The organism is Micromonospora sp. NPDC047620 (assembly GCF_043205005.1).
In the GTDB taxonomy this organism is placed as follows: domain Bacteria; phylum Actinomycetota; class Actinomycetes; order Mycobacteriales; family Micromonosporaceae; genus Micromonospora.
The window spans coordinates 1-22,250 of sequence record NZ_JBIDDG010000022.1; the positions used below are offsets into that span (position 1 = coordinate 1).

At 73.0% G+C, this 22,250-nt stretch carries 21 protein-coding genes and 2 pseudogenes; 12 read left to right on the forward strand and 11 right to left on the reverse strand.

Annotated features, from left to right (window positions below):
- Window positions 1-475: 475 nt before the first annotated feature.
- Complete coding sequence (locus ACGF5C_RS24065) at window positions 476-1,306, forward strand: nitroreductase/quinone reductase family protein (RefSeq protein ID WP_393305019.1); 831 nt, start codon at window positions 476-478, stop codon at window positions 1,304-1,306.
- A 164-nt stretch (window positions 1,307-1,470) separates the two neighbouring features.
- Complete coding sequence (locus ACGF5C_RS24070; protein ID WP_393305021.1) at window positions 1,471-1,935, forward strand: DUF6194 family protein; 465 nt, start codon at window positions 1,471-1,473, stop codon at window positions 1,933-1,935.
- A gap of 487 nt (window positions 1,936-2,422) precedes the next feature.
- On the opposite strand, the gene ACGF5C_RS24075 is transcribed toward ACGF5C_RS24070, so the two are convergent.
- Window positions 2,423-3,559, reverse strand: a complete 1,137-nt coding sequence (locus ACGF5C_RS24075; protein WP_393305023.1) for an erythromycin esterase family protein — start codon at window positions 3,557-3,559, stop codon at window positions 2,423-2,425.
- Between the two features lie 124 nt (window positions 3,560-3,683).
- On the opposite strand from ACGF5C_RS24075, the gene ACGF5C_RS24080 reads away from it, so the two are divergent.
- Complete coding sequence (locus ACGF5C_RS24080; protein WP_393305025.1) at window positions 3,684-4,451, forward strand: TioE family transcriptional regulator; 768 nt, start codon at window positions 3,684-3,686, stop codon at window positions 4,449-4,451.
- A gap of 163 nt (window positions 4,452-4,614) precedes the next feature.
- On the opposite strand, the pseudogene ACGF5C_RS24085 reads toward ACGF5C_RS24080, so the two are convergent.
- A pseudogene (locus tag ACGF5C_RS24085) lies at window positions 4,615-4,722 on the reverse strand (VOC family protein); the annotation flags it as partial.
- A 175-nt stretch (window positions 4,723-4,897) separates the two neighbouring features.
- Here ACGF5C_RS24085 and ACGF5C_RS24090 point away from each other — a divergent pair.
- A complete protein-coding gene (locus ACGF5C_RS24090) occupies window positions 4,898-5,392 on the forward strand; it encodes an endonuclease domain-containing protein (protein ID WP_393305027.1) in 495 nt (164 codons plus the stop codon).
- Between the two features lie 226 nt (window positions 5,393-5,618).
- Here ACGF5C_RS24090 and ACGF5C_RS24095 read toward each other — a convergent pair.
- The 7 genes and pseudogenes from ACGF5C_RS24095 to ACGF5C_RS24125 all read right to left on the reverse strand — a co-directional run.
- Window positions 5,619-6,353 (reverse strand): annotated as a pseudogene (locus ACGF5C_RS24095) (class I SAM-dependent methyltransferase); the annotation flags it as partial.
- A 370-nt stretch (window positions 6,354-6,723) separates the two neighbouring features.
- A complete protein-coding gene (locus ACGF5C_RS24100) occupies window positions 6,724-8,757 on the reverse strand; it encodes a glycogen debranching N-terminal domain-containing protein (protein ID WP_393305029.1) in 2,034 nt (677 codons plus the stop codon).
- The gene (locus ACGF5C_RS24105; protein WP_393305031.1) at window positions 8,754-9,131 is read right to left on the reverse strand and encodes an SCP2 sterol-binding domain-containing protein; all 378 of its coding nucleotides are present in this window, start codon (window positions 9,129-9,131) and stop codon (window positions 8,754-8,756) included. Before ACGF5C_RS24105 ends, ACGF5C_RS24100 begins: the two co-directional genes overlap by 4 nt.
- Before the next feature lie 283 nt (window positions 9,132-9,414).
- Window positions 9,415-10,875, reverse strand: coding sequence for a hypothetical protein (locus ACGF5C_RS24110; protein ID WP_393305033.1), 1,461 nt, complete (start codon window positions 10,873-10,875; stop codon window positions 9,415-9,417).
- Window positions 10,876-11,013: 138 nt separating this feature from the next.
- Window positions 11,014-12,567, reverse strand: coding sequence for a glycosyltransferase family 39 protein (locus ACGF5C_RS24115; RefSeq protein WP_393305035.1), 1,554 nt, complete (start codon window positions 12,565-12,567; stop codon window positions 11,014-11,016).
- A gap of 85 nt (window positions 12,568-12,652) precedes the next feature.
- Window positions 12,653-13,333 carry an ABC transporter ATP-binding protein gene (locus ACGF5C_RS24120; RefSeq protein WP_393305037.1) on the reverse strand — a complete coding sequence of 227 codons (681 nt, stop codon included), beginning with the start codon at window positions 13,331-13,333 and terminating at the stop codon, window positions 12,653-12,655.
- Entirely contained in the window at window positions 13,330-14,400 is a 1,071-nt protein-coding gene (locus ACGF5C_RS24125; RefSeq protein ID WP_393305039.1) for an ABC transporter permease, read from the reverse strand. The genes ACGF5C_RS24120 and ACGF5C_RS24125 overlap by 4 nt, the downstream gene beginning before the upstream one ends.
- Before the next feature lie 179 nt (window positions 14,401-14,579).
- Here ACGF5C_RS24125 and ACGF5C_RS24130 point away from each other — a divergent pair, with 179 nt between their 5' ends.
- Window positions 14,580-15,779, forward strand: a complete 1,200-nt coding sequence (locus tag ACGF5C_RS24130; protein WP_393305041.1) for a sensor histidine kinase — start codon at window positions 14,580-14,582, stop codon at window positions 15,777-15,779.
- Complete coding sequence (locus ACGF5C_RS24135; RefSeq protein WP_393305043.1) at window positions 15,776-16,408, forward strand: response regulator; 633 nt, start codon at window positions 15,776-15,778, stop codon at window positions 16,406-16,408. Before ACGF5C_RS24130 ends, ACGF5C_RS24135 begins: the two co-directional genes overlap by 4 nt.
- Window positions 16,409-16,642: 234 nt before the next feature.
- Here ACGF5C_RS24135 and ACGF5C_RS24140 read toward each other — a convergent pair whose 3' ends face one another.
- Entirely contained in the window at window positions 16,643-17,863 is a 1,221-nt protein-coding gene (locus tag ACGF5C_RS24140; RefSeq protein WP_393305045.1) for an MFS transporter, read from the reverse strand.
- Window positions 17,864-17,931: 68 nt separating this feature from the next.
- On the opposite strand from ACGF5C_RS24140, the gene ACGF5C_RS24145 reads away from it, so the two are divergent.
- The 6 genes from ACGF5C_RS24145 to ACGF5C_RS24170 all read left to right on the forward strand — a co-directional run bounded on the left by ACGF5C_RS24145 (window position 17,932) and on the right by ACGF5C_RS24170 (window position 21,106).
- Window positions 17,932-18,429 (forward strand): MarR family winged helix-turn-helix transcriptional regulator, encoded by a 498-nt coding sequence (locus ACGF5C_RS24145; RefSeq protein ID WP_393305047.1) that lies wholly within the window; start codon window positions 17,932-17,934, stop codon window positions 18,427-18,429.
- A gap of 53 nt (window positions 18,430-18,482) precedes the next feature.
- On the forward strand, window positions 18,483-19,001 hold the full coding sequence (locus ACGF5C_RS24150; protein WP_357697300.1) for a DUF2087 domain-containing protein: 519 nt from the start codon (window positions 18,483-18,485) through the stop codon (window positions 18,999-19,001).
- 51 nt (window positions 19,002-19,052) lie between these two features.
- Entirely contained in the window at window positions 19,053-19,529 is a 477-nt protein-coding gene (locus ACGF5C_RS24155) for a MarR family winged helix-turn-helix transcriptional regulator (protein ID WP_393305049.1), read from the forward strand.
- A 76-nt stretch (window positions 19,530-19,605) separates the two neighbouring features.
- On the forward strand, window positions 19,606-20,019 hold the full coding sequence (locus tag ACGF5C_RS24160; protein ID WP_393305051.1) for a DUF6069 family protein: 414 nt from the start codon (window positions 19,606-19,608) through the stop codon (window positions 20,017-20,019).
- 72 nt (window positions 20,020-20,091) lie between these two features.
- On the forward strand, window positions 20,092-20,604 hold the full coding sequence (locus tag ACGF5C_RS24165; protein WP_393305053.1) for a GNAT family N-acetyltransferase: 513 nt from the start codon (window positions 20,092-20,094) through the stop codon (window positions 20,602-20,604).
- A 70-nt stretch (window positions 20,605-20,674) separates the two neighbouring features.
- Window positions 20,675-21,106 carry an Hsp20/alpha crystallin family protein gene (locus tag ACGF5C_RS24170; protein WP_393305055.1) on the forward strand — a complete coding sequence of 144 codons (432 nt, stop codon included), beginning with the start codon at window positions 20,675-20,677 and terminating at the stop codon, window positions 21,104-21,106.
- A 46-nt stretch (window positions 21,107-21,152) separates the two neighbouring features.
- On the opposite strand, the gene ACGF5C_RS24175 is transcribed toward ACGF5C_RS24170, so the two are convergent.
- On the reverse strand, window positions 21,153-22,157 hold the full coding sequence (locus ACGF5C_RS24175; protein ID WP_393305057.1) for a helix-turn-helix transcriptional regulator: 1,005 nt from the start codon (window positions 22,155-22,157) through the stop codon (window positions 21,153-21,155).
- Window positions 22,158-22,250 lie beyond the last annotated feature (93 nt).

Genomic DNA, 22,250 nt, shown 5'->3' on the forward strand with positions numbered 1-22,250 from the left:
TCCTGACCGCCGGGCTGGCGGTGTCTGCCTGTGGAGCCGGTGTAAGACCTCAACGGGAACCCTCCCGAACGGGGCGGTCGGCGATGAAACAGGAACCCCTGGGGCGACCCAGGGAATCCCCGTCCTCTAGGACGGGGAGGATGTCAATCCCCGACCGTGCCAGCACCCCACGCACGGCGCAACCGGACATCGTTGCCCTCGGCCGTCGCGGGCCGCTAGGGTCGGACCCGTGACTGCCGGGTCGGCCATGGGCCACGAGCGGACAGGGCACCCGGCCATCCGGTGAGCCGGGGGCGGGCCCGCGGCCCGCCGATGCGCCACATCTTCCGGTGTCGACGTCGCGTCCACCGCTTCGCGCGCCCTTCCCACCGTCCACGCCGGTCGTACGCCGGCGCGACTCCACCTTCGCCGCCACCGGTCGCCGGGCGGGCGATCCACTGTGGCCGCACTCCTCCTGCCCAGCAGAAAGCAGAGCATGCCCAACGACTTCAACCAGCAGATCATCGACGAGTTCCGCGCCAACGCCGGCCGCGTCGGCGGCCCCTTCGAGGGCGCCCGGCTCATCCTGCTCACCACCACCGGGGCCCGCTCGGGAGCCCCGCACACCACCCCGGTCGGCTACCTGCCCGACTCGGACCGCATCCTGGTCATCGCCTCCGCCGGAGGCGGCCCGAAGCACCCGGACTGGTACCACAACCTGCGCGCCGACCCGCTCGCCACTGTGGAGGACGGCGTCTTCACCTACCAGGCGCGCGCGGAGGTGCTGACCGGGAACGAACGCGACGCGGTCTTCGCCCGGGCCGTGGAGGCCGACCCGGGCTGGGCCGCGTACCAGGCGAAGACGTCGCGGGTGATCCCGGTGCTGGCGTTACACCAGGTGGCGGGCGGGCCGCCGAACGCGCCGTCCTGGGGCGCGGCGCTCAAACTGGTCCACGACGCGTTCCGGCGGGAACTCGCGCTGATTCGCGACGAGGTCGACCGCTGCGGTGCGGGCCTGGGCGCGCAGCTGCGGGTGAACTGCCTGACCGTCTGCCAGGGCCTGCACCACCACCACACCAACGAGGACGAGGGCATGTTCGCCGCCCTCGACGGGCAGCGCCCCGACCTCGCCCCTACCCTGGCGCGGCTGCGCGAGGAACACCAACGGATCGCGGCGCTCGTCGCGCGTCTCCAGCAGGTCGTCGGCGCACCCGACGCCGACCCGGTCGAGGTCCGCCGGGAGGTCGCGCGGCTCATCACCGAGCTGGAGGCCCATCTGGCGTACGAGGAGGAGCAGCTCATCCCCGTTCTCGACGCGACCGGCTAGCGGCGGCCCGTGGTGCGTGCGCTCCGGCGGCCTCGCCCGCCGCCGGGGCGCACGGTCGCCGCGGCGCACGGCCGGGTTGCGCCCCGAGTTGAGGGTTCAGTGCTTCCAAATGCGGACAAATGGCGCGCAGGTCTCAATAAGCATTTAAATGAAAAACTTGAGGCATGGACGTCGACGAAATGAAGCTCTACATCTGCCGGACCTTCGCCGGGGTGACCGCACCCGAGGCGAACGGGGATACCTTCTTTCTCTACGACCCGCAACGGGACCTGCCGGCCGAGCGGCAGTTGCCGTTCGCGACGATCGTGACCGGCGACCACTACGACACCGCCTCCGCGTTGAGCCGGCAGGGCTTCTGGCGGCTCAACATCGGGTTGACCCGGGCCGGGTACGCGGCCCTGTTCGGGGCCCCGTCGACGCGGGGCGAGCACGGCGAGACGGACGCGCGCGTCGACCACGCGGCGACGGACGTCGTCCTGCCGCATCCGGTCTACGCGGCGCAGCACTGGGTGTGCGTGGTGAACCCCGGCGAGGCGACCCTGGGCACGGTGCGCACGCTGCTGGCCGACGCGTACGACTTCGCGGTCCGCAAGCACGCCAACCATCGGGCCCGCCGTACCCCGTCCTGACCACGCGCAGATCCTGTCCTGTCTCACCGACGACACCGAGTGGACGGTCTTCGGCACCTTCCATCTGAAGGGCAAGGAGGCGTACGACGCCACGATCGAGGGCCCAGGGCGTCACCACCAGCTCCACGCGCAGCCGGCCGTCGGTCTCCTTCATCAGCACGTCGGCCCGGTCCGGCTGCCCGTCCCGCGACGACTCCCGCGGCTCGAATCCGCGCGCCTCGTCCATCAACACCTCGTGGACGGCGGGGCACCTGAGCGTCGGCAGAACGAAACCCACCGGTGCCGCGTTCCGACGCGCCGCCGCTGGCCCGCCCCGGGACCGCTTGGTCCACGACGTCCGCACCCACGGCGCCGTAACATCCACAAACCGATCATGGTAATCGCCGGGCTGGTCGCCGATGGCTGCAACGTCGGGCTGACCCCGGTGAACCGCCGGGGCGTCCCGGATGCCCGGTCGCCACCCGGACCGTTGACGACCTGTCGATGCTCACGCCACCGGCCACCACGTTCGCCCCGCAGGGGCGTCTTTGACGAACACGATCCCGTCATTGCTTGCCAGGTGGGCCGGGTCGAGCGGGGAGTAGCCGAACCAGGGGGACACGCGGGGAGCGGGCGTCACGTCGTCGAGGGCGACGGCCAGCCGGCGGGCGTCGACGACGTATCGGTCCTCCGGGAGCGCGTACAGGAGTCCTTCGATGGTGTCCGGGGGTGGGGTGTCCACGCCGTGGTGGCGGATCGTGCCGAGGGCCGTGGCCATGAAGGCGTACCCCTCGCCCAGTCGGGCGCTGACGATCGCCCCGGCACTCCACCATTCCACCGGCAGGCCGCCCATCTGCATCATGCTCTTGTCCCGCTGCAGATGTCCGTTGTGGGCGTGCGCCAGCGCCGGACCGCGCTCGGCGATGGCGAGCAGGTTGGCGGCCATCATCGAAGCCCGCGCGCCCAGCAACCGCGCCATGCGGCTCGGTGACGGGTCGGCCATCCAGAAGTGGTACCGCAGCAGCCCGGTGGCGGTACGGCCGTACATGCGTGCCCGGTCCCAGTCGTCTGGCGCGGACGCCGCGACCAGGTGTGGCGTCTGCGCGTCGAGCAGGGCTACCAGGTCGTCGGCGAGCAGCCGCAACTGTTTGGCCTCGGCCGTCTGCCCCACGGACTGGGACGGGTCCATCATCGCGGCGGGACTGGTCCACCGGTCGTCGGCGCCGATCAGGCGGTCGAGCGTTTCCGGGGTGCAGGGAAGCAGGTCGGCGTCAACCCAGGCGGTGAGGTAGGCGTGGAGTGCGGTGAGGGCCTGCCGAGGGCTCGCGGCGCCGGTGATCTCCAGCGGGCCATCGAAACCGGCGAAGCGCAGCCGCTCGGACGCGGACCGTCCGTCGTTGTACGCGCGCATCCAGCTCACCAGCTCGCGGTTGGCTGCGGACGCGCCGAACCCGTGGCTGAAGCCGCGCTCCATGACCTCGTCGAGGGTGCCCGTGCCCGAGGTGACGTAGTCGTCCACGACCACGCCCATCAGGCAGTCGCTCTCGATCGCGACCGTCCGGTAGCCCTCCCGCTCGACGAGTTGCCGGAAGAGCTCGTTTCGCACGTCGAGCAGAACGTCCTCGCCGTGGGTGGGCTCGCCCAAGGCGAGCAATCGGGGCCGAGCCGGAAGCAGCCCCATGACAGAGGCAGCGTCAACGACATGAGCGGTGTCTGTGATACCGGTGGTCATACCATCAACGGTATCGTTGAACCGACGGTTGAAAGTTGTGCGCGACATCGGCAGGACAGTGCGGCGAAACCTTCAAAACGACAGACAGCTCAGGCCGGTTGACCTGGCGCGCCGGCACGGTCTGTCCACACAGGCGATCAGGAACTACGAGGCGGCTGGCATCCTTCCGGACGCCGAACGCACCCCGCACGGCTACCGCACCTACACTCCGCTGCACGCGCACGCCCTGCACGCGTTCCTCGCCCTCGTGGCCGGGCATGGCCATCAGACGGCCGCGGCGATCATGCAGGCGATCAACCGCGACGCGACCGAGGACGCCCTGCGGCTCATCGACGAAAGTCACGCCCAGCTTCTCGACGACCGCCACACCCTCCAGGCCGTCGAAGCCGCGCTTTGCGACCTCAGTCCCGTACCGCAAGAACGCGGCGACACGTTCGTCGGCCCCCTGGCGAGGAGGCTCGGCGTACGCCCAGCCACCCTGCGCAAATGGGAACGCGCCGGCCTGGTCCGGCCGCGCCGCGACCCGCAGACGGGCTACCGGGTCTACAGCGCGGCCGACGTACGCGACGCCCTACTCATCCACCAGCTCAGACGAGGCGGCTACCTGCTGGAGCAGATCGCCCCGCTGATCGTCCAAGTCCGCTCCGCCGGAGGCGTCGCACCCCTTGGATCGATGCTGCGCGACTGGCATGCCCGCCTTTCGGCCCGCAGCCGCGCCATGCTCACCGGTGCCGCAGCACTGGACGCCTACCTCGGCTGCCGACTGGACCCGGCCCGGAGACAGGCCGACTTGCCGGATCGTTGACACGGTAGCCGTGGAGTTCGGCCGGATCGAAGGACCAGACCGGCGCTCGCGACACGATCTCTCCAGACCCTCGGTGGTAGAGGCGATGGTGTCGTCGAGGCCCGGCCGGTAGCCGTCGCTGGTGCCACGGTGAGGGTCGCAAGGCTCCGTGTCAGCCGGGGGTGAGGACGCAGAACTCGTTGCCCTCCGGGTCGGCCAGAACCGTCCACGGGACATCGCCCTGGCCCACATCCACCGCACCACCGACCGAACAGCAGCGGCTGGGGCTCACCGCCGGCTTCCGTTGCGATGTTCCTCAACCCGGGAGCGCCCAACTCTGCGCCGCCCATCGATTATCGGATTATCAGTAATGACAATCCGGAAACAGGCACGGACAAGGCCGACAAACCGGACGCACATCATAATGACTGTTCTTGGGTAACAACAGAACGCGATATTGTTGCGACGTGTCCAAAGTGTGCAGCCGATGCGAGAAGACGCGACCGCTCGACAGCTTCATGAAGGCCGGACGCGAGCTGCTCTCGTGCGCCCCGTGCCGCGAGTACGCCCGCGCCAACAACCACAAGAACCGCAGGGCCAATCCGGACAAGGTCCGAGCCGACAACCTCTGGTCCTTCTACCGAATCAGGCCGCAGGAGTACGACGCGTGGCGCGAGGCCCAGGACTATCGGTGCGCCATCTGCGGCAAACACGAGAGCGAACTAAGGGTCAGGTCCCGAGGCCGGCCACGACTTGACGGGACGCCGAACTCCGAGCCGTTCCGCCTCGTCGTGGACCGTTGCCACAACTCCCGGCGGGTGCGCGGCCTACTCTGCACCGAGTGCACCGTTGGCCTCGGCGCGTTCCAGGACTCGCCCGAGGCGCTCATGGCGGCTGCCCGCTACCTCCTCGCACGGGACGCGCCGCTCATGCCAGGGCCGAGCCCTGCAATGGAAGCGTGATCTGGCGGGACGGTACGCACCGGGGGACGGCGGCCGAGATCGCCGCCGCCCTCGGCCCTCGACATCACCCCCGGCTGGGCCCGCGCATCGACAGGGCAGCACCAGAGCGCCGACCCGGCGCCGAAGACCGTCAGGTGCGGGTGCCACGCATGACCGCCGTACAGCCATCGCAGTGCGCAGCCCGCCCATGACTCGAAACCCAGCCGACCGCCAGTCTGCGGCGGTTTCAGGTTACGAGCAGGCGAAGGCCGAGCTCTGCTGCGTCGAGAGCGACGAGGTCGCGGTTGCGTTCGGCCCACCGGCCTGAGGCGAGGTCATCACGGAGGCTGTGCACTGCCCGCTGCTCGGCCTCCGGGCCGACTCTGGCCCAGACCGATACCCCGCGACGGACGTTCTCGTCCAGGTATGCCTCGGGCCGGCGCCAGTAGGCCTCGAAGAGGCCGTCGGCGCAGTCCCACGGAATGAGCACCGGCTCCATGCGGGCTCCGATGGCGCCGGCCTGCTCGGTCAGCGAAGGTCGGCCGGCGAGAATGTCTGCGACCTCGGGCAGGTAGTCGCGGGTGAGCCAGAACCGGCGGCGCCATCCGGTGTCACTGGCGTCGTGCGTGAACACCACCACGCGGCGGGCCACACGCCGCATCTCGCGCAGCCCGCCGATCGGGTCCGGCCAGTGGTGAACGGTGGAAACAGCCATCGCGGCGTCGAAGGACTGGTCCTCGAACGGGAGGCTCTCCGCGGCGGCAGCCACGCACGGCGCTGCGTCTGCGGGGCGCTGCGCCCGCATGAGCGCCGACGGTTCCACCGCGGTGACGTCGCGGTCGGGGGGCTCGTAGGAGCCGGTGCCGGCCCCGACATTCAGTACCGTCCGTGCATCGCCGAGCGCGGCCCAGATCCTTGCGGCGATCCGCGGCTCGGTGCGCCGCGTCACGGTGTAAGTGGCTCCGATGGTGTCGTACAACTGCCCGCTGGACATGTCGCTGCCTCCCTGACTGTCACCATCCCACGCCGCGTGTGGGATGGCCTCGCTGCCCTGGATCGAGATCGATGGACGCCACGCCGAATCGCGTCTCACGGAAATGTCGCAAGCGACATCTCGGGTGACATCTCCATGAGAAGGCGACATGTTCAACGAGAACGTACACCTGAACTCTGAGCTGACGATGGAAGACTTGGCGGACGACCTGGCCGAGATCGGCTACCGACCCCGCGGGGCGTAGCAACCCCAGGTGCCGCCCGTTGCGCTGACCAGCTTGGTGGCGGTGACGGGGTCGCCACCCTCTCCACGGCGTTGCCGTCGGCGTCGGCCCGGCGGGCGCCCTGCCGCATCAGGGTCACTTCGGGTGGGCGCGTCCCAGGGCACCGGCTCTGCCCCACCGTCCGGGGATGTGGAGCAGTTCGATCCGGCCCATGCTCGGAGGCACGGCCGGTCTGGTCACCAGGTGCTCGCCGCGTGGCTCCATGCCGAGCATGGTTCGCAGCAGCAACAGCGGAGTGCCGGTGGACCACGCCTGCGGGCTGCACGCCGTGGGGTACAGCACGGGATATCTGGTCAGCGTCCGCTCGTAGCCGCCGAACGCCTCGGGCAGCCGCCCGTCGAAGTGTTCCGCGGCGTCGATGATTCCCTCGGCGATGTGCCCAGCCTCCTGGTGGAAGCCGTAGCGGCGTAGCCCCCAGGCGATGAAGGAGTTGTCGAACGGCCAGACGGTGCCGACGTGGTAGCCGATCGGGTTGTAGCGTCCCTGCCCCTGCGCGAGGGTGCGTACGCCCCAGCCAGAGAACAGTTGGGGGCCGAGCAGGTGTTCGGCGATCTTTCCGGCTCGGGATTCGTCGACGATGCCGCTCCACAGGAGGTGGCCGATGTTCGAGGAGAGGGCGTCGACCTGGCGGCCGTCGCCGTCGAGGGCGAGGGCGTAGTACTCGCCGTCGCAGACCCAGAAGTCGCGGTTGAAGCGTTGCTTGAGGTCGGCCGCCTGTTGTTCGAGGCGGTCGGCGTACGCCGGATCGTGCCAGAACTCGCGGGCCAGCCGCGCGCCGCGGATCTTGGCGTCGTAGGCGTAGCCCTGCAGCTCGCAGGTCGCCCGCGGCAGGCTGGGCAGCCGGCCGTCCCGGAAGGAGATCGAGTCCCAGGAGTCCTTCCAGCACTGGTTCTCCAGCCCGTTGAGCTCGTTGCGGCGCTGGTACCAGACGTAGCCGTCGCCCATGATGTCGCCGTACTCGTCGATCCAGTGCAGGGCGGCTCTCGCGGAACGCTCGAGAGACCGCACCAGGGCGCCGTCGCCGGTCCACCGCTCGTATTCGTCGAGCAGGATGACGTAGAGAGGTGTCGCGTCGGCGCTACCGAAGTACGGCGCGTGCGGCTGCTCCTCGAACGCGGTCGTCTCCCCGTACCGCATCTCGTGGAGAATCTTGCCCGGCTCCTCCTCGCGGAAGTCATCCAGAACGGAGCCCTGGCGCACGGCCAGCATGCGTAGCGTCGTGGCGGCGAGGTCGGGCGCGAACGGCAGCGCCTGGATGCTGGTGAGGATGCTGTCCCGGCCGAAGATCGCCATGAACCACGGCAGGCCGGCGGCGGGGATGGCATGTGTGCCGGCGATCAACGGCGCGAAGTGCAGCGCGGCGAGGTCAGCCAGGCTGCGCCGGTAGGTCATCGCCAACGTGGGGGAGTCGCAGGTGAGGCTGGGTGCCTCCGCGAGTCGGTCGGCCAGGTCCTGTCGAATCTGCTCTGTGGTCCGACCGGGTCTGCCTTCCAAGCTCTCCCGAAGGTCGCGCCCGCCCAGGCCCAGCGCCCGCACGTGTAGGTCGGTGAACCACTGGCCGTGCGGTCCGAGCCGAACGTGATACGTCAGGCCCCGCTCATCGACTCGGGCCGGCGCGCTGGACGAAACCAGGGTCTCCCGGCAGAACGCCTCCCGCTGATAGCCGAGACGCAGGCACCCGCCGTCGATCCGGAAGTAGTACCTCCCCCTCTTGTTCCGCACATCCTTGATCTCGAAAAGGTCGGCGAAGTCGCTCTCGACGTCGATCCGGATCCGCAGGTCGACGGGCTCGGGTTGGTGGTTGATCACCGTCAGTCGCTCGTTGAAGCTTCCGCCGATGGAACGGTCGCGAATGGCCGAAACGCCGACGTCGAGGAGCGGATTGGGGAGTATCGGGACGACGACAAAGCGGCTCTCGAAGTATTCGACCTCCTCGACGGTGAGCGCGTTGACCCGTTGGCCATTGATGGACAGGATCCACTTCGACAGGAATCGGGTGTCGAACGAGAAGAAACCAGTCGGGATGGTGGGGGACGCGTCGATGTCGCCGGTCTCCTCGCTGACCACGAACATGTTGCCGTCCAGCAGTCGGACGAGGCCGTCGCTCATGCCGCACGTCTCCGCTCGCGGCCGAGATCCCGAGGGTGCTGGGCTCCAGGCGGCCCCGGCATGAGCCGTAGGAAGGTGCGGGACAGCAGGAGATCGCCCTCCGCTCTGATTTCGTTGCGCAGCCACGCCGGGTAGAGCTGCGACTGGCCACTGACGATGCGGTCGAAGGTCGCCCGGCTGCCGTGGAGGGCGCAGTCGGCCTCGCCCCCGTCCCGCGAAACGCGGACATCGCCCCGTTCGATCGCCACGAACCAGCGGTCGACGCCCTGCTCGTGGGTGAGGTCGAACCGGATGGTCCCGGTGACCTCCTCGAGGAGGGCTTCGTGGCCGCGCCGGCCGAGCGCTTGGAAGAAGCTCGTGGTGGGATTCGACACGTCCGCCTCCCTCGAATGGGTGCCGAGCCAGGATGAGCCGCGTACCCACCCTGACCGGGAGCGAGGCACTGTTGCATCACCCGGATCGGATGATTTCCCCACGCCGCCCGCGGTCGCAGCCCAGGTTCCACCCGATCCGGGTGAGGCCGACCCACCCTGGTGCGAGTGATGCTGCTCCTGCTTCGGCGGATTTCCACGGCTTGGCTGAGGAACGCGGCCGGCAGCTGAGCCAGGCGACGTCACGCCCGGGGTTCCAGGAGCGGTGGGCCGCCGCGGGAAGCGGTCAGGTGCGCGCGCCCCCGAAGCCCAGCAGGACGGCGAGGCCCAGGGCGCTGCGCGGGGCGTACGGCACCCGCCACAGGCCGCCGTGCGCCGCGGCGTACGCCTCGTCCTGCCACGGGAGCGGCAGCGACGGCCCGCCGGTGCGCAGGGCGTGCACCAGCAGCGCGGCCATCAGCGTGTTGCTGGTCGCCGGCTCGAACACCTCGATGCCGAACCGGTGCGCGCCCGCGTACGCGGCGGCCAGCGCGCGGTTGCGCAGCACCGAGCGGGTGCGGGTGGGCGGCGCCACCGCGAACGACACGGTGGACCCGGCGTCGCGGGCCACCGTCGCCCGCCACCGTTGCAGCCGCTTCGCCAGCGCGTAGTTGGGCCCCTGCTGCGGGACGAGGCTGTCGTTGACGCGAGGGTCGACGCCCGGCGGGTAGTTGCGGTGCAGGAGCCTGCCCCCGGAGGCGACCCGCAGCGACCGGCGGACGATCCCGCGCGCCGCGTAGCCCCGTTCGGCGTGGCGTACCGCGTCGCCGGGGACGGCGAAGACGTCGGTGGGGGTGGCCAGGAAGGCGAGCGCCACGTCGTCGCGGCGGTCCTGCAGCCGCAGCGTGAGCGCGTCGACGGCCGTGGCGACCCGGACGTTGGTCGCGCCGTCGGCGTAGACGTAGTTGCCGAGCACGAGCCGGCCGTCGACGCCGAGCAGCCAGTCGGCCACCTGCGGGAGGTTGTGCAGCAGGTCGGCGCCGGCGCGGGCGGCCAGCGCCTCGTCGTCGGGGCCGGTGCCGGCAGGCACGGGCAGGTGGAGCCGGCCGCCGCAGCGGCGCGTCGTGTGCAGCAGCCGCCGCCAGATCTCCGGCCGCGGCAGGTCGACGGCGACCACGTCGCCACCCCAGCGCAGCACGGACGGCAGCGGACCCATCTCGGCGCCCGCGCCGAGCACCACGATGCGCTGGTCGCGCAGGTCGAGCCAGTCGGGGTTCGCCATGACGGCGCGTACGGCCTCGGCACAGGACGGCTCGACGACGCCGGCGGTGACCCAGGCGTCGAGCCGGCGGCGCAGGTCGTCGCCGCGCAGCCGCTGGCCCCGGTACGGCAGGGACAGCTCCCGCTGGACCTCACCGGTGCCGGCGACCGTCGCGGTGTGCAGCGGCGCGACGTCGGTGGCGGTGGTGAACACCTCGCCGAGGCCGATCTCGGTGCCGTCGGCGTGGACCACGCTCATCCGGCGGTGCAGCGCGGCGAGCCCGTCCCGGGCGATGGTGACCGCGGCGTCGCGGGAGAGCAGCCCGGCCTCGACGAGCCGCCGGAAGTGCCCGAGGTATCCGTGCCGCCAGTTCGTCTCGTGTTCGGCCGAGCGCGCGCCGACCGCGTCGACGGCCCGCAGTGCGTCGGCGACGACGGCCCGCCCGAGCGCGGAGGTGCTGCGCCCCGCGTCGGTCTTGGGGAACACCACCCCGGTCGGACCCTCCACGGCCACCATCCTTCCGCCCGGCCCGTCGGGCCGCCCTCGGTCGTCGGGTGCCACTCTGCCGTACCCGGTTGCGCGGCGCAGAGCGGGCCCGACGCGGGCGTACGAGCCGTGAGTCGCCAGAGCGCCCCCGGTCGCCGGTCAGCCGCGGTGGCGTACCTCGGTGTCCCAGATCGCGGCCCACGGACGCCGCAGGCCGCGGCAGAGCCAGATCGGCCCGCCGTTCTCGTCGTTGTCGACCTCGACCCGCTGGTCCACCCGGCCGGCGAGGGTGACCTCGGAGAACCAGCCGCGCAGCCGGTCCGGCCGCGCGAACCCGACCGCGAGCACCACGTCCGCGGTTTCCGGGGGGCGGCCGAAGGCGGCCATGCTGTTGTGGCCGGAGTAGGCGGGCGGCAGGTCGCGCGCCGGGCCGTAGCGGGCCACGGCGCCGGCCTCGCCGTAGTTGGCGGTGAGGATGACGGCCCGCTGCCGCTGGTCGGCGGGCAGGCCACGGTGGACGGTGGCGAGCGAGTCGGCGAAGGCGGGCCAGCCGATGGTCTCGCCGGCGTCGTAGTTGGCGGCGACGACGAAGCCGGGCAGCCGGTCGGCGGGCAGGACCGGCAGCAGCAGCACCGCGCTGCTGACAGCGGTCAGCACGGCGCCCACGGTCAGCAGGGCCCGGCGCGGCAGCACGCGACCTCGGGCGGCCCAGCCGGCGGTGACGACCGCCCCGGCGGCGGTGAGCACCAGCAGCAGCGGGGCGTCGTAGTAGCCCTTGCCGCCGGCGAGCAGCACGATGGCGACCACCACCAGCCAGGCCCACCCGACGGCCCGATAAGCCCGCCAGGCCGGCCGGCGCAGCAGCGTCACCAGCCCGGCGACCCAGATCGGCACCGTGAAGGGGCTGATGATGACGAACTGGAGGACGAGCGCGTCGAGCCGGCCACTGTAGGAGCTGTCGCCGCCGGCAATCGAGGCGGCCACCGACAGTTGCGGGAAGTCGTGTGCCGCCTGCCATGTCACGGTCGGCACGGCGAGCAGCAGGAAGAGGGCTGCGGCAGCGAGCACCCACCGGTCGCGCAGGAGCGGCCGCGGCCCGGCGATCAGGAGCCCGGCCAGCAGGCCCACGGCGAGCAGGGCCGGCAGCAGCTTGTTGAGCATGCCGACGCCGAGCGCGAGCCCGACGCCGAGAGCCCAACGGCTGTCCCCGGTGCGCAGCATCCGCACCGTGCCCAGCGCGGCTGCCAACCAGACCAGCAGGTCGACGCTGGTGGTGCTGAGCAGGTGACCGCCGGCGAGGACGATGCCGGCGGTCGCGGCGAGAAACGCGGCGTATGTCTGCGCGCCTCGCCCGGCGCCGAACTCGCGGGCGATCGCGGCGACCAGCAGGACCGCCGCGCCGCCGATCACCGCCGACGGGGTGCGCAGCGCCACCAGGCTGCCCGGGGCGATCGTGTCCGTCAGCCGGGCCAGCGCCGGGACCAGGGGGCCCTGGTCGACGTAGCCCCAGTCGAGGTGCCGGCCGCAGAGCAGGAAGTACAGCTCGTCGCGGTGGTAGCCGTAGCGGCCGGAGAGCAGCAGGAGCACCACCGTCGTGGCCGCCGCGACCGCCCAGGGGCCGGTGGCGCGGGGACCACGTGGGGTGGGACGGCCGTCCGCGGGCGTCGCGCGGCGGCGTGTCCGGGTGGCGACGTCGGCGACGGGATCGGCCATCGGCACATCATCGCCCCGCAGGCCGGCCCGCGCTGCCCCGTCGGGGTGGGTCCCGCGGGCGTCCGCGCCGGCTGCCCGCGGCGGGTCAGGTCCGTGTCGGGACGCGCAGTCGGCCGTCGACCATCTCGGCGACCTCGTCTACGCGGTCGAGGTGCCCCCGGTCGTGGGTGACCAGGACGGTGGCGGTGCCGCGCTGCCGGGTGAGCTCGGTGAGCAGATCGATGATCGCCGCGCCACGCTCGTGGTCCAGCGCGCTGGTGGGTTCGTCGACGAGCAGCACCGCCGGGTCGTTCATCAGGGCGCGGGCGATGTTGACCCGCTGGCGTTGCCCGCCGGAGAGCTGGTGCGGACGGCGGTCGGCCTGCCCGGTCAGCCCTACCGCGGCCAGCAACCGGGCGGCGCGGTCGCGCCCGGCGCGGCGGGAGCCGCCGCTGAGGTGGGCGATCACCTGCAACTGTTCGGCGGCGGTCAGCGAGGCGATGAGGTTGGGCTGCTGGAAGACGATTCCGACCTTCGCGCGTCGCAGGGCGGTCGTCTGGCGCCGGCTGAGGCCGGTGGTGTCGGTGCCGGCGATGACGACCCGGCCCGAGTCGGGGGTGATCAGGGTGGCGGCCACCGCCAGCAGGCTGGACTTGCCGGATCCGGACGGGCCGATGACGGCGGTGGTGGTGCCGGCCGGCACGCTCAGGTTGACGCGGTCGAGCGCGGTCAGTCGGGTGTCCCCGTCGGGGTAGGTCAGCGTGACGTCGGACAGTTCGAGGCTCATCGGGCGCTCCCCAGGGCGGTCAGCGGGTCGACGGAGGTGATGCGGCGGACGGAGAGGGCAGCGCCGGCAGCGCCGAGCGCGATCGTCACGGCGGCCGGCAGCAGGACGGATCCGGCGGTGAGCGCGAACGGCACGGCGCCGGCCGCCGCGGCGCCGATCGCGACGGCGAGCCCGGTGCCGACGGCCGTGCCGGCGAGCAACAGCGCCAGGGCCTGCCCGAGGGCGTCGCGCAGCAGGTGGCCGGTGGTGGCGCCGAGCGCCTTCAGCACGGCGATGTCGGGGCCGCGCTGGATGGTCCACACGGTGAAGAACGCGCCGATGACCAGGGCGGAGATCGCGAACAGCATGCCGCGCATGAGCTGGAGCGAGCCGTTCTCGGCGGTGTGCGAGCCGATCGCGGACAACGCTGCCGTACGGGTCACGGTGCGGGTGTCCAACTGCCGGTCGGCGTCGGCGAGGTCGGCGTCGGAGTCGGTGGTCAGCGCGATGACGGTGGCGGAGTCGTCGGCGGCGCCGGGGGCCAGGTGCTGCCAGTCGGCCAGGTCGGTCCAGATGACCGGGGTGTGGCTGTGGGAGGCGTCGCCGGCCACCGCGGCGACGGTCAGTCGCCGACCGCCGACGACCACGTCCTGGCCCGGCCGGGCAGCCAGGGCCTCGGCCGCCCCCTCGGACAGCACGGCCTGCCCGGCGGCGACGGTGCCGGGGGCCAGGCGCGAGTCGGACGCGACGCCGAACGCGGACAGCGCGGCGGTGCGGTCGCCGGCGCTGACCCTGGTGGTCGTGATGCCGAGTGGGGCGGCGCTGCGCACCCCCGGGACAGCCCGCCAGCGCAGCCACTGCTCCCGGGTGACGGTCGACTCGGTGAAGGAGAGCTTCTGCCCGTCGGCCGGAGCGGAGAACACCAGGTGGTCGGCGGGCAGGTCGGTGATGGCCGAGGTGCTGTCCCGGCCCAGCCCGGCGGTCAGGCCGGACAGCAGGACGACCAGCAGCGTCATCAGCGTCACGACCGTTCCCATCAGGGCGAACCGGCCCTTGGCGAACCGCAGATCTCTCCACGCGACGAACACGAGCGCAGCAACCTTCCGTTGGTGGGCGAGGCCGCGGCGGCGGCCCGACACCAACCCTCGCCCGATCCACGCCGGTCGGCATCGCGCCGCGGATCGGGCCCGTGGCGTCGAAGTGCGCACGTCAGGATCAACCCTTTGGTTGATGGCGGCGGCCGTGCACGCCCTAGCCTGGAGTCATCGTGAACCCGGAATCGCTCACCCGGCCGCTGCGCGTGCTGCGCGTCTGCCTGCACCTGCTGGTCGGGGCTCTGCTCGTGGTGGTCGCCGGACGTGCCCTGGCGGGGCAGGCCCCGCACCGCGCCGCCGTGCTCGCCGCGTCGGCGGCGCTGGCCGTCGGCTACGCCGTCGGTGCCGCGTTGCCGCTGGTCCGCCGGTCCCGTCGCGCGGCGGCGGCGTGGCTGGCGGCGCTGACCGTCGGGTGGCTGGTGCTGCTCGGCCTGACCCCGGACGGGGTGTGGCTCGCGTTCCCCCTGTTCCTGCTGCACCTGCACCTGCTGCCGGTCCGGTGGGGGATCGTCGCGGTGGCGGCGACGACGGTGGCGGCGGTGGGTGGCGTGGTCGCGCACCAGGGTGCCGTCACGCCGGGCGTGGTGCTCGGGCCGGTCCTCGGCGCCGCCGTCTCCGTCGGCACGGTGCTGGGCTACCAGGCGTTGTACCGGGAGAGCGAACACCGCCGGCAGTTGATCGAGCAGCTGACCGCCACCCGCAGCGAGCTGGCCGCCGCCGAGCACGCCGCCGGCGTCCTGGCCGAACGCGAACGCCTGGCCCGCGAGATCCACGACACCCTCGCGCAGGGGCTGTCCAGCATCCAACTGTTGCTGCGCGCCGCCCAGCGGGCCCTGCCGGAGCGGCTGGATGTCGCCGGCGACCACGTCGAGCAGGCCCGCCGGACGGCGCAGGACAACCTGGTGGAGGCCCGACGGTTCGTGCGTGCCCTGGCGCCGCCCGGTCTCGACGGCGGCTCGCTGCCGGCGGCGCTGCGGCGGTTGTGCGCCACGACCGCCGCCCGGTCGGGGATGGCGGTGGACTGCGACCTCGACGGGACGGCGGTGCGCCTGCCGACCCCGCACGAGGTGGCGCTGCTGCGCATCGCCCAGTCCGCGTTGGCCAACGCCGTGCGCCACGCCGGGGCCACCCGCGTCGAGGTGACGCTGCGGTACCGGGAGCGCGGCGTCGTCCTGGCCGTGGTCGACGACGGCAGCGGCTTCGACCCCGGGGCCGTCGCCGGTCGCGGTGACGGCGGGTTCGGGCTGGCGGCGATGCGGGCGCGGGCCGAGGAGCTGGGTGGCACGCTGACCGTGGAGTCGACGTCCGGCCGGGGGACCGCGCTGACCGTCGCCTTCGCCCACCCGTACGACGGGGCACCGGTGGGCGCGTGAGCGATCCGATCCGGCTGCTGCTGGCCGACGACCACCCGGTCGTCCGGGCCGGCCTGCGCGCCGTCCTCGCCACCGAACCCGACCTCGAGGTGGTCGCCGAGGCCGCCACCGCCGAGCAGGCCGTCGCGCTCGCCGAACGGGACCGGGTGGAAGTGGTGCTGATGGACCTGCAGTTCGGTGCGGGCATGCACGGCGCCGAGGCCACCGCCGCCATCACCGCGCGCGCGGGCGGCCCGGTCGTGCTGGTGCTGACCACGTACGACACGGACGCCGACATCCTCGCCGCGGTCGAGGCCGGCGCGTCGGGTTACCTGCTCAAGGACGCCCCGCCAGAGGAACTTGCCGCGGCGGTGCGCGCCGCCGCCGCCGGCAGGTCGGCTCTCGCCCCGGCGGTCGCCCACCGGCTGATGGACCGGATGCGCGCCCCGGGCACCGCGCTGAGTAGACGCGAGACCGAGGTCCTCCAGCTCGTCGCCGACGGGCTGTCCAACCAGCAGATCAGCAGGCGGCTGCACGTCAGCCACGCCACCGTCAAGACGCACCTGGTCCACGTCTACGGCAAGCTCGGGGTCGACTCCCGCACCGCCGCCGTCGCCGCCGCCCGGGCCCGCGGGTTGATCCGCCGCTGACCGGCGGGCGACGTCGGGGGCTGGCGGGAGTCGTCGCGGGCCGCGAGGATGACCCGGGTGAGAAACGAGCCGAGCGCGCTCGCCGGCTTCACCGAGCTGTGGAGCACCGCCCGTTGTCGCCGGGTGGCGCGTCGATCCTGATGTTCGAGCCGTCGGGCACCCCGGCGTCGGGGACCGGCACGATCCGGTCTCCGACCACGTGGACGCCACGACGGGTCACCCGCTCCCGACCGTTCACCGCGCGGCGGTCGCGAGGGCGCCGTCGCGCGGCGCTGTGGTGAGTCGTCGTACGCCGGGCACGACGGCGGTGCCAGCGCAGGCGACGAGGACCAGCGCGCCCGCCGTGAGCAGTGGCATGCCCTCTCCCCAGGCCCGCGCCGCGACCGGCGCGAGGGCGTAACCCAGCGGCATCGCGCCGAGGGAGACCAGCCAGTCGTACGAGGTGACGCGGGCGAGGACGTGGGGCGGGAACTGCCCCTGCACGACGGTCTCCCACACGGGGTTGAGGTAGCCGAGGGCGGTCAGCGCGACGCCGTAGGCGACGACGACCAGCGGGGCGGGGGCGGCGACGGCGAGCAGGGCCAGCGGCGCGGCGTAGCTGGCGAGGCCGAGGTTGGCCACCAGCACCGGGCGGCGGGGGCGGATCCGGGCGGCGAGCAGCGAGCCGACGAGCATGCCCACCGCGCCGGCCTGGAGCATCAGCACCCAGACGCCCTCGCCGCCGAGGCGTCCCACGGCGACCGCCGGGCCGAGGGTCGTCAGGACGGCGGCGGCGCCGTTCCAGACGCCGTGGCCGAGCAGGCTGGTCCAGAACCAGTCGCGGCTGCGGACCTCCCGCCAGCCGTGGGTCAGGTCGGCGAGGACGCTTCGTTTCGGCATCGGGACGTGGCGGACCCGGACGACCGCGAGCAGCAGCGCGCTGAGCGCGAACGTCGCGGCGTCGAGGACGAACGCCCAGCCGGGGCCGGCGGCCCAGATCAGCGCGCCCGCGAGGGCGGGCCCGGCGAGGCGGCTGGCGTTGGCGGTGACGCCCATCAGCGCGTTGGCCTGTTGCCGTTGCGTCGCGTCGACGGTGCCGGCGACCAGGGGCGAGGCGGTGGGCAGGGCGAACGCGCCGGCGGCGCCGCCGACGGCGGCGGCCACCGCGATCACGCCGAGCGACGCCTGGCCGAGGAGTTCGAGGCCGACGACGAGTTGCGCGACGCAGCGTACGAGGTCGGCGAGGATCGCGACGCGGCGGGCGTCGAGCCGGTCGGCGAGCACGCCGCCGAGGGGCAGCAGGAGCAGGCGGGGCACCATCGCGCAGGCCAGCACGAGGGCGAGGGCACCGGTCGAGCCGGTCGCGCGGAGCACGGCCAGGGCCAGGGCGGCGGGCACGACGGCGTCGCCGACGGCGGAGACGGTGCGGCCGAGGAAGAGCAGCCGGAACGGGCGTACGCGGAGGGGATGAGTCACCGGACCAAGGTACTTCGACACCGAATCTTTCGACAACGAATATTTTGGCGACGGCATAGGGTGGGTCCATGACCGACCGCGACCGCGTCGACCGCCACGTCGAGCGCTGGCTGCCGATCCTGCCGACCCTCGACCCCGACGTCGAAGGCGCGGTGACGCGGATGCAGTTCCTCACCCGGCACCTGCGGGAGGTCAAGGAGCGGAGCCTCGTCGACCTGGACCTGCAGGGCCACGAGTACGACACCCTGCACGCCCTGGCCGGCCGAGGGGGCCGGGCCGCGCCGTCGGACCTGGCGCGCGACATGGCGATGGCTCCCGCCTCCGTCACCGCCCGCGTCGACGCGCTGGTCCGGCGCGGCTTCGTGCACCGGATCCCGTCCACCACCGACCGGCGGCGGGTCGACGTGGAGTTGACCGAGGCAGGCCGGGCCGCCTGGCGGGGGGCCATGGACGTCGGCGGCGCCGAGGAGCACCGACTGCTGGCCGCCCTCGCCCCGGACGAGCGACGACTGCTGTCCGACCTGCTGCGTCGGGTCGTGCTGCGCGCCGAGGCCCCGGGCGACTGACCGCCCGGAAATGCCGTGGCGGCGGGCGTACGCCGGCTGGCAGGGTGACCGGCATGACAGCGCAGGCTCTGGCGGGAGCGCTCGCCGACGACGTACGACGGCGGGTTTTCGCGGCGATCGTGTTGGGCGGCGCCGACGCCCCGGCGGTGGCCGAGCGCACCGGGCTGCCCGCCCGGCAGGTGGTCACCGCGGTCCGGCGGCTCGTCGACGCGGGCCTGGTGGCCGACGGCGACGGTGAGCTGCGGGTGGACGCCGACCGGCTGCGGGAGGCCGCCCGCACGCCGGCGGAGCCCCGACCGGCGGGGGAGCCCGCGGACCGGGTGCTGCGCACGTTCCTGCGCGACGGCGTCCTGGTCGGGTTGCCGGCGCAGCGCGGCCGGCGGCGGGTGCTGCTGGCGCACGTCGCGACGTCCTTCGAGCCGGGGGTGCGCTATCCGGAGCGGGCGGTGGACGAGGTGCTGCGGCGGTGGTGCGAGGGTGGGGGTTCCGACCACGTGACGCTGCGGCGGTATCTGGTCGACGAGCAGTTGCTGGCCCGGGAGCAGGGCGTCTACTGGCGCATCGGCGGCTGATCGTCCGCGCCGCGAACCGGCTGCCCCGGACCACCTTGTTAGCCTCGGCGCATGACCTCGCGTGCGCCGGGCGGCAGCACCCCCGACCTCATGTTCATGCTCTCCTGGGCCAGTCACGCGTTGATGGCGGAGCATGCCGCGGGCCTGGCCGAACTCGGCATCTCGCCCCGGGCGCACTGCGTGCTGCTCAAGGCCCGGGCGGGGGGGCTGACGCAGCGCCAGCTCGGCGAGCTGTGCGGAATCGACAAGACCACGATGGTCGTCACCCTCGACCAGTTGGAGACGGCCGGGCTGGCGCGGCGGCGCCCGTCGCCCAGCGACCGGCGGGCCCGCCTCGTGGAGGTCACCGAGGAGGGCGAGAAGGTCCTCGACCAGGCGCAGCGGATCGCCGCCCGGATCCAGGACGACGTGCTGGCCGCGCTGCCCGAGGCCGATCGCGCGGTCTTCCTGCGGTCGATCGCGAACCTGGTCGGCGGCCGGCTCAGCGGCACCGGGGCCTGCGGCCCGGGCGGGCGCGACGGATGTTAGTTCCGCGATAGATAGTCCCGACCAAGACGATCTGATACGGTCGCATCCGTTGGTGTCCCCTGACCCAGGAGCAGCCGTGACCGCGACCGCAGAAACCGCCCCCACCACCCCGTCCGTCCGCCGGCGGGCGCTCGGCGTCGGCGCCGCCGTCCTGGCCTGCGCGCTGATCTGGACCGTCGGCGCGATCGCGGGGGTCGACTACACCGTCGAGAACCCCGGCCAGCCCGCCTTCACCGTCGGGCTCGCCCCCGTCGTCGTATTCTCCCTCGTCTCTGCCCTGGTCGGCTGGGTCGGGCTGGTCGTGCTGGAGCGCTTCCTCGGCCGGCGGGCCGCCGTCGTCTGGGCGGTCCTCGCGGTGGTGCTGGCCCTGCTCTCCCTCGCCCCGGTCTTCACCACCGAGGCCACCGCCGGGGCCAAGGTCGCCCTGGGCGCGATGCACCTGGCGGTGGCCGCGGTGCTGATCCCGCTGCTGCCGGCCCGCCGCGCCTGACCCGCCCCGTCCGCCGTGGCGGCGGCGCCGCCACGGCGGATATTCCCTTGCCGGGCGCGTGATGATCGACGGGTGACGACGACAGACTGGACCGTGGCCCCGACCCATCCCGACCACCCGGACGCGGCGATCCTGCTCGAGGCGTACTACGAGGAGATGGTCCGCCGCTACCACGGCCGGCCGGTCCGCCCGGGCGAGGTCGCGGCGGCGATGGCCGACGACCCGAGCCACGACCTGACCGCCCCCACCGGGTTCCTCCTCGTCGCCCACCGCGACGAACACCCGGCCGCCTGCGCCGGGCTGAGATTCCTGCCGGACTGGGCGGAGCTGACCCGGGTGTACGTGCGTCCCGCGCACCGCGGTCGCGGCGGCGGCGCGCTCCTGCTCGCCGCCGTGGAGGAACGGGCGCGCGCCGCCGGCGTCGCCCGGATCCGGCTGGACACCCGCAGCGACCTCGTCGAGGCCCGCGCCTTGTACGCCCGGCACGGCTACCGGGAGATCCCGGCGTACAACGACGGCGTCTACGCCGAGCACTGGTTCGAGAAGGTCCTCCAGTTGACGACGGCAGCGCCACGCGCTAAATAGAGAAGTGGCAGGTTGAGTCACTAGGACTCAACTTAGGACCTTCGGCCAGGAGAACCGAGGAGGCAGGACCATGTTGATGCGCACCGACCCGTTCCGTGAGATCGACCGGCTCACCGAGCAGTTCTTCGGCACCGCCGCGCGCCCCGCGGTCATGCCGTTGGACGCCTACCGCGACGGTGACTGGTTCTACGCGGCGTTCGACCTGCCCGGCGTCGACCCGGACAGCATCGACTGCACTGTGGAGCGCAACGTGCTGACCGTCCGTGCGGAGCGGCGCCGGCCCACCGGCGACAGCATCGAGCTCGTCGCCGCCGAACGCCCGATGGGCACCTTCACCCGGCGGCTGTTCCTCGGCGACACCCTCGACACCGACAGGCTCGAGGCCGGCTACGACAACGGCGTGCTGACCCTGCGGATCCCGGTGGCGGAGCGGGCCAAGCCCCGCCGCGTGACCATCACCGCCGCGGGCGACGGCAACGGCCGCAAGCAGATCAACGCCTGAGCATCCGCCGGGGGCGGGACGACCGGCGCGGCCGTCCCGCCCCCGGTCACGTCCCGGGACAGGCCTGGCGGCACGACGCGGGCGGATAGAGCGCGGCCAGAGCGTGCGCGGTGGCGGTGAGCCGGTCGCGCAGCTCGGCCGGCTCGAGCACCTCCACCTGCGCGCCGAGCTTGAGCAACTCCACGTGGCCGTGCTGCACCGACTCGATCGGCACCGTCGTGTGCACCCAGCCGGCCGGGTCCGGCTCGGAGGCTGCCGCCCGCGCCGCCCGGCTCATCGCCGGCGGCAGGACGTGCGCCGCCAGCTCCAGCGCGGCCGTCGTCATCCGCACCCGGGCCTCGTCCCGGTACACGCCGCGCTCGTACCGGTCGGCGTGCTCCTGCCAGCAGCGGGCCAGGTCGAAACCGTCCGGACGGTCGAACCGTTCGTCGAGGACGGTCAGCGCCAGGACCGCCGCGACCCGGTAGGTGCGCACCTGCCCGTCGGCGTCGGCCACCAGGTACCAGCGGCCGGCCTTGAGCACCACGCCCAGCGGGGCCAGCGTCCGGGTCACCTCCCGCGGAGCCTTCCACCGTCGGTAGCGCACCTCGACGCGCCGGTCCTCCCACACCGCTCGGGCCAGCTCGGCCAGGTGCGGCGTGGGTTCGGGCTCCCGGAACCAGGTGGGGGCGTCGAGGTGGAACCGCTGCCGGATCCGGCCGCCCCGGTCGGCCAGCTCCGCCGGCAGGGCGGCCCGCAGCTTCAGCTCGGCGGCGGCGAGCACCGACCCGAGGCCCAGCTCGGCGGCGGGGCCGGGCATGCCGGCCAGGGACAGCGCCTCCGCCTCGCCGGCGGTCAACCCGGTGAGCCGGGTGCGGTAGCCGTCGACCAGCCGGTAGCCGCCGGCGGGGCCGCGATCGGCGTAGACCGGCACCCCGGCGGCGCCGAGCGACTCCACGTCCCGGTAGACGGTGCGCACCGACACCTCCAGGGCCTCGGCCAGCTCCGGGGCGGTCATCCGGCCCCGGGTCTGCAGGAGCAGCAGCAGGGAGACCAGCCGACTCGCGCGCACCGCCCGACCGTACCGCCCCCGGTCGGTGGTAAGCCGGCCGCCGCGAGGGTGGGAATCCCCCGCCGCTAGGCGGGAGAGGATGTCAAGTAGGGC